The organism is Erwinia artemisiae (genome assembly GCF_051400835.1).
GTDB classification, from domain to species: domain Bacteria; phylum Pseudomonadota; class Gammaproteobacteria; order Enterobacterales; family Enterobacteriaceae; genus Erwinia; species Erwinia aeris.
This window is the reverse complement of sequence record NZ_JBLFFM010000015.1, coordinates 42777-49188: the sequence shown is the minus strand read 5'-3', so window position 1 is coordinate 49188 and position 6412 is coordinate 42777. Positions and strand designations below refer to the sequence as shown.

Here is a 6412-nt window from a genome sequence, read left to right as displayed (position 1 = left end):
AGAGGGACTTGAACCCTCACGTCCGTAAGAACACTAACACCTGAAGCTAGCGCGTCTACCAATTCCGCCACCTTCGCGCAGATGCTGCGTAATATGAATAACGTGGTTTTTGGTGCGAAGAGAGGGACTTGAACCCTCACGTCCGTAAGGACACTAACACCTGAAGCTAGCGCGTCTACCAATTCCGCCACCTTCGCGTACCGTCAACATAACAACGTTATATTGCAACCACGGAGGCGCATTCTAGAGATTTTCCCCGACACGTCAACAGTTATTTAACGCGGCTGCGGCGATCGCTGCAAAAAGCGTCATCGGGTTGCGGCGGGCAGCGCAATCAGTGTGCAAAAAGCGGCATCTGGCAGAGAGGAAGATGGCAGGGAGCGAGCAAAAAGCGGTATCTGGCAGAGAGGAAGACGGCAGGCAGCGTGCAAAAAGGAGAAAGGGCCGCGTCCCGCACCGAAAAAGGTGCGGGACGGAGTGGATTAGCGCTTCGCTTTGGCCGCGCGTGACCAGACGGCGCGATAGACTTTAAAGCGGCCCGTCTGCGCCAGCACTTCGTGGCTGCCGAAGGTTTCATCCAGTACCTGCGCATAAGGCAGGAAGGCGTTGGCGACAATACGCAGCTCCCCGCCCATATTCAGATGCTTAGCCGCACCACGGATCAGCGTCTGCGCCGCATCCAGGCTGGTCTGCATGCCGTCATGGAACGGTGGATTGGAAATAATCAGATCGAAACGCCCCTGCACGTCGGAATAGACGTTGCTGGCAAAGACCTCGCCTTCCAGCTCATTGGCGGCCAGCGTGGCTTTGCTCGCTTCTACCGCTGCGGCGTTAACGTCGGTCAGCGTCAGGCGAACCTTCGGCGAGAAGCGCGCCAGCATAGCGGAAAGCACGCCCGCGCCACAGCCGATATCCAGCACTTTGCCTTTCATATGCGGCGTCAGCGTGGACAGCAGCAGGTTGCTGCCCGCATCCAGGCCGTCGCGGCTGAACACGCCCGGCAGCGTTTTAATGGTCAGATCGCCCAGCTCGTAATCGTTCCAGTACGCCTTAGCGTCAAATTCTGGCTGCGCATCCAGCCGCCCGTGATAAAGTCCGCAGCGGCGCGCGCTGTCGATCTTGTTCAGGGTGGCCCAGCCTTCCACGATATCCGTGGCGCTGCGCACGCCGCTGCGGTTTTCGCCGACGATAAACAGCTCGCTGCCGACCGGCAGTAAAGCGAGCAGGTTTTCCAGCTGGAACAGCGCTTCCGGCTTGTTTTTTGGCCAGAAGTAGACCAGCGTGTCGCAGTCGGCGACCATTTCCGGCGTCGCCACCAGACCATAAAAGGCATTTTCACCCATCATGCGGCTGAGGATCTGCCAGTGATGATATTGCTGGGTATGTACCCGGCTCAGCGCGGTATCCAGTTGGGCGGGCAGGTCATCCTGCAGATCGCCAGCAAACAGCACGCGGCGTTGAGTAAATTCATCACTGTGGCGCAGTATCACTTCACTGGCCGGGGTAAATGCGGACATCGGTGGCTCCTTACAAATCAGAGCGGCGATTATAGTGGTTTGTTGGCGCAGATTCGATGGGTTTGCTAGCATAGCGTCGCAATTGGGCGACCAGACGGGAAAAATGATGTCTTCCAGACGTGACTGGTTATTACAGCAGATGGGTATTACGCAGTATACGCTGCGGCGTCCGCGCGCCCTGCACGGCGAAGTCTCTATTTCGCTGCCGGAACAGATCCGGCTGATCATCGTGGCGGAAACGCCGCCGCCGTTAACCGATCCGCTGATCCGCGACGTGCTGGCCGCGCTGCTGATGCGCGAGCATGAGGTGATGGCGCTGACGCCGGAGCAGCTGGCTATGCTGCCTGACGACACGCGCTGCCCCAGCTGGTGCCTGGGCCTGGCCGAGCCGGTCGCGATCGACGGCGCTCAACTCGCTTCGCCCGTACTGGCGGAGCTTTACCATAATGCCGACGCCAAACGCGCGCTCTGGCAGCAGATCACCCACTATGAATCCGATTTCTTTACTGACGCCGCAAGATCTTGACCGCGCTTTCGCCATTGAGCAGCGCAGCCACGCTTTTCCCTGGAGTGAAAAAACCTTTGCCAGCAACCAGGGCGAACGCTATCTGAATTACCGGCTGGATGTCGGCACGGAAATGGCGGCCTTCGCTATTACGCAAATCGTGCTGGATGAGGCCACGCTGTTCAACCTCGCGGTCGATCCGGCTTTCCAGCGTCGCGGCCTTGGCCGGACGCTGCTGCAACATCTGATCGGCGAACTGGAACAGCGCGGCGTGCTGACGCTGTGGCTGGAAGTTCGCGCCTCGAATCGGGCTGCCATCGCGCTTTATCAGCAGCTCGATTTCAATGAGGTATCGGTACGCCGCAACTATTACCCCACCGCCGAGGGGAAAGAAGATGCCATTATCATGGCGCTAACTATCTAAGGGTAACCAATGCTTAAAGAGTGGGACTGGATATTGTTTGACGCTGACGACACGCTGTTTCACTTTGATGCGTACGCCGGATTGCAGCGTCTGTTTCAGCAGTATGACGTGGTGTTCTCACCGGATGATTATCAGCAATACCAGTCGGTTAACAAGCCGCTATGGGTGGAGTATCAGAACGGCGCTATTACCGCGCTTCAGCTACAGCACCAGCGTTTCCAGGGCTGGGCCGACAGGCTGAACGTCACGCCGCTCGATCTCAACAACGGTTTTCTGAGCGCGATGGCCGAGCTTTGCCTGCCGCTGACCGGCGCGGTGAATTTGCTCAACCGCCTGAAGGGTAAAGTAAAGATGGGCATCATCACCAACGGCTTTACCGCCCTGCAACAAACCCGCCTGGAGCGCACCGGATTTCTGGACTATTTCGACCTGCTGGTGATCTCCGAACAGGTCGGCCACGCCAAGCCGCATCCGGCTATCTTCAATCACGCGCTGGAAAAGATGGGCAATCCTTCGCGCGAGCGGGTGATGATGGTAGGCGACAACCCCGATTCCGACATTCTGGGCGGAATGCGCGCCGGGCTGGCGACCTGCTGGCTGAACGCCGATAACCGCCCTTTGCCCGACGGCATAGCGCCCACTTGGCAGGTCGCCACGCTACAGGAACTCGAAGAGATTCTGATTGCTTAAGTTTGCCCTGTGCGCAGTAAAAACCTCTCAATTTTTCTTTAGTCAGCGTAAGTAACTGGGTGGGACGGAAATAATCGTCTCATCCGATACTTTATCTTTTTTATTTTCTCCCCGAAATTACCTTCCTCCCCTGTATTAAAGTTCAGTGCCAGTGCGGACTGTGTCTATATAATATTTGGTTATTTAAATCCTGTTTTTTAGTAGCTAAATGCAATTGGAAGATGAAGAAAACATCATCAAAGAGGGGCGCTTTCGGGAAAATGTGCGCCAGAACGGTCAAATTTTGTTTATTTTTTTTACATTAGCAAGGCTAAAGCTTTGCCGGGGCGGGGGGTAACGTTGAATAATTGGAAAGACTCTGTAAACTTGCCGAAAAAAGGGGGTATTAATCCCTGGGTTTTATACGGGCAGCCTGCTTCAGCACTGGCCCGTGCGGTAGCTATGGTGGCGCAGAATAATGGACTAATCCATTCATTTATCTGACGTTATTGCCTTTTTTGTCCGCATAATTGCTGCGGATAATCAATAAAGAAAATCTGAAAAAACGGTTATCTGAACGGTTAACTTCCAGCCGGATTGAGCGCGGCAGGCCGTAAAAAATTGCTGAATGTCCAGCTTTAAATGGTGCTATAACACGGCCAGCGCCTGTTTTAATCGTCGGCTTGCTTAATAATTAATCCGCTAACCAGACGTTGCTCTCCCGCTGGCGGGTAAACAGAAACGCTTCGGTTGTGTTAACCATTGTACTAATCGGGCGCGGCGGGGGCTGTTTTTCCACGTGGTGCGGCCAGCCAATAGCAGACTTTTGCTTCAGGCCTGTCCGGGCCGCTTCCCGTCGCGCTTTCGCGCACGCCTTTTTAAACAGAAATCATGAGGACCCGGGTGAAAATTCGAATTGCACTAAGCCTGCTTTTTGTTCTGACTGTGGCGGGATGTAAGGCGCCGCCGCCGCCAATGACCGACGATACGATCGTTTCCAGCACCGTTGACGGCGTGAAGCTGACCTATCGTCATGCGGTGCAGCCGCCGCTCTCCTTCACCCCGGTGAACGAGGAGTATCGGGCGCTTTACGCCGCTTCGGTGATGACGCGTCCTGACTTCGGCGGCAAGCTGGTCAGCCATCTGGAAAACGGCAAGCCCTATACCGTGCTTGGCTCGGTGGAGAACAACTGGTTCGCCATCGCCGAAAGCGGAGAAGAGCAGCTGATTGGTTACGTGCCGCTGCGCGCCGTGGTGAAAAGCGACCTTTACGATAAAACCGTAAAAGCCGATGCCCGCCGCAAACGCGTTCGCGCGCCGACGAAAAAGACCTGCGTTGCGGTGGATGGCGACAGCAAAGCCTGCCAGAACAGCAACAGCGGAACCTGGGTAATCGACTAATCCGGTAGCTAATAATCCAGTAGCTAATAATCATGAACAGAAACGTTTTGCGCCTGAGCTTTCAGGCGCTTTTCCTGATGGCATTCAGCGTGCTGACAGGCTGCACTTCGCACAGCGTACCTTCTCACTACAGCCTGGCGTTCAGGCACCCTTCGCAGATTAATCACGGCGCGCCGCTTAAGGTGCGCGTATTGCTGCTGCGGTCCGACGCCGATTTCCTGTCCGCCGATTTTTATTCGCTGCAAAACAAAACGGGCGCCCTGCTGGGCGGCGCGTTGCTGAACAGCGAACAACTCTTCCTGATGCCCGGAAAAAGCGCCGACACCCTGAGCGGGCCGTTGCCGGCCGAGGCTCGCTATATAGGCGTGCTTGCAGAATACCAGTCGCTCGACGGCAAAAAGTGGCGCCTTGCGCTGCCGTTGCCGTCCGGCGCGGACGCCAGCACGATCTGGCAGCAGACGGACAGCCTGCTGCAGGCCACCCTCATCGCTAACGACAGCGGACTCCTTGCCGTCAGTCACTGACGCCAGCCTGAAAACGGAAGCCTTATGAACAAAGCAGAAAAAGTGGTCTGGACCGAAGGCATGTTCCTGCGCCCGCATCATTTTCAGCAGGCGGAAAGCTATCAGCAAAGCCTGCTGAATCAGTGGGGCCAGGCGCAGCGGCCCTATATGTGGGGCTTTCTCGACTACGAAATTGACGAGGCGCTGCTGCGCCAGGGCAAAGTCGCCCTCAGTTCGGCCAGCGGCCTGCTGCCCGACGGCACCTTCTTCTCGTTTCGTGACGGCAAAAACGGCCCGCCGCCGCTGGCGATACCGGACGGTCAGGGCAGCGAAAAAGTGCTGCTGGCGCTGCCCGCGCGTCGCAACGGCCGCGACGAGGTAATTTTCAGCGAAACCGCCGACTCGCTGGCGCGCTATATCACGTTTGAGCAAGAGGTGGATGACTGCAACGCGCTGTCGGTCAGCCCGGCCGCTGTGCAGTTTGGCAAGCTGCGCCTGCGCCTGATGCTGGAAAGCGAGCTGAGCGCCGAATGGACGGCGATGGCCGTGGTAAAAGTGCTGGAGAAGCGCAGCAATCAGGTGCGGCTGGAAAGCGGCTATATTCCACCGATGCTGAACTGCGGCGCCAGCCCGCAGCTTAGCGACTACCTCAACGATATGCCGGGCCTGTTGCAGCAGCGCAGCCAGCAGATCGGCCAGCGGCTCCAGCAGCCGGGGCGTTTCAATACTGCGGATATGGTCGACTTTATGCTGCTGGCGCTGGTTAACCACCATCTGGGCCACGTCAGCCACCTGAAAAACCTGCCGCTGCTGCACCCGGAAACGCTGTTCGCCAGCTGGCTGGCGTTTGCCTGCGAGCTGGCGACCTACACGCCGCAGCGTTTCCCGGACGCTTCGCTGCCGGTTTACGACCATGACGATTTGGCTCGCTGCTTTGGCAGGCTGATGCTGATGCTGCGTCAGGGGCTGTCGCAGGTGCTGGAAGAAAATGCCGTGCAGCTGCCGTTGACCGAACGCTCGCACGGCCTGAACGTGGCGACGGTGCCAACCAGCTCGATGGTGCGCGAGTTCGGCTTTGTGCTGGCGGTGCGCGCCAGCGTGCCCGCCGATACGCTGCTGACCCACTTCCCCGCGCAGATGAAAGTCGCGCCGGTGACAAAAATCCGCGATCTGGTGCAGCTACAGCTGCCGGGCATGATCCTGCGCCCGATGTCGGTCGCGCCGCCGCAGATCCCGTGGCACGCCGGCTACAGCTATTTCGAACTGGATAAGGGCAGCGAGCTTTGGCAGGAAATGGAAAAGTCCGGCACCTTCGCGCTTCATCTGGCCGGTGATTTTCCCGGCCTCGCCATGGAATTCTGGGCCATTCGTAGTCATTCCGCCTGACGTCAGG

General features: G+C 57.5%; 7 protein-coding genes and 1 tRNA gene. 6 read left to right on the top strand and 2 right to left on the bottom strand.

Going from position 1 to position 6412, the window contains the following annotated elements; all coding sequences use genetic code 11:
• Positions 1–110: 110 nt before the first annotated feature.
• Positions 111–197, bottom strand: a tRNA-Leu gene (locus ACMGEE_RS21075).
• 285 nt (positions 198–482) lie between these two features.
• Positions 483–1517, bottom strand: coding sequence for a 16S rRNA (guanine(1207)-N(2))-methyltransferase RsmC (gene rsmC, locus ACMGEE_RS21070; RefSeq protein ID WP_301253432.1), 1035 nt, complete (start codon positions 1515–1517; stop codon positions 483–485).
• Positions 1518–1623: 106 nt separating this feature from the next.
• Here rsmC and ACMGEE_RS21065 point away from each other — a divergent pair, with 106 nt between their 5' ends.
• The 6 genes from ACMGEE_RS21065 to tssK all read left to right on the top strand — a co-directional run bounded on the left by ACMGEE_RS21065 (position 1624) and on the right by tssK (position 6405).
• A complete protein-coding gene (locus ACMGEE_RS21065) occupies positions 1624–2043 on the top strand; it encodes a DNA polymerase III subunit psi (RefSeq protein WP_394148725.1) in 420 nt (139 codons plus the stop codon).
• Entirely contained in the window at positions 2006–2446 is a 441-nt protein-coding gene (gene rimI, locus ACMGEE_RS21060; RefSeq protein ID WP_253455529.1) for a ribosomal protein S18-alanine N-acetyltransferase, read from the top strand. The genes ACMGEE_RS21065 and rimI overlap by 38 nt, the downstream gene beginning before the upstream one ends.
• A 9-nt stretch (positions 2447–2455) precedes the next feature.
• A complete protein-coding gene (gene yjjG, locus ACMGEE_RS21055; RefSeq protein WP_253455527.1) occupies positions 2456–3136 on the top strand; it encodes a pyrimidine 5'-nucleotidase in 681 nt (226 codons plus the stop codon).
• A gap of 882 nt (positions 3137–4018) precedes the next feature.
• Entirely contained in the window at positions 4019–4516 is a 498-nt protein-coding gene (locus ACMGEE_RS21050; RefSeq protein ID WP_253455525.1) for an SH3 domain-containing protein, read from the top strand.
• 32 nt (positions 4517–4548) lie between these two features.
• Positions 4549–5040, top strand: coding sequence for a type VI secretion system lipoprotein TssJ (gene tssJ, locus ACMGEE_RS21045; protein ID WP_301253429.1), 492 nt, complete (start codon positions 4549–4551; stop codon positions 5038–5040).
• Positions 5041–5064: 24 nt separating this feature from the next.
• The gene (tssK, locus tag ACMGEE_RS21040) at positions 5065–6405 is read left to right on the top strand and encodes a type VI secretion system baseplate subunit TssK (RefSeq protein ID WP_369895226.1); all 1341 of its coding nucleotides are present in this window, start codon (positions 5065–5067) and stop codon (positions 6403–6405) included.
• Positions 6406–6412 lie beyond the last annotated feature (7 nt).

What these genes read in the sequence shown, in the direction of transcription:
- rsmC (WP_301253432.1), bottom strand. Translation starts at nt 1,517, where the DNA reads ATGTCCGCATTTACCCCGGCCAGTGAAGTGATACTGCGCCACAGTGAT.
- tssK (WP_369895226.1), top strand. Translation starts at nt 5,065, where the DNA reads ATGAACAAAGCAGAAAAAGTGGTCTGGACCGAAGGCATGTTCCTGCGC.
- yjjG (WP_253455527.1), top strand. Translation starts at nt 2,456, where the DNA reads ATGCTTAAAGAGTGGGACTGGATATTGTTTGACGCTGACGACACGCTG.
- ACMGEE_RS21065 (WP_394148725.1), top strand. Translation starts at nt 1,624, where the DNA reads ATGTCTTCCAGACGTGACTGGTTATTACAGCAGATGGGTATTACGCAG.
- rimI (WP_253455529.1), top strand. Translation starts at nt 2,006, where the DNA reads ATGAATCCGATTTCTTTACTGACGCCGCAAGATCTTGACCGCGCTTTC.
- tssJ (WP_301253429.1), top strand. Translation starts at nt 4,549, where the DNA reads ATGAACAGAAACGTTTTGCGCCTGAGCTTTCAGGCGCTTTTCCTGATG.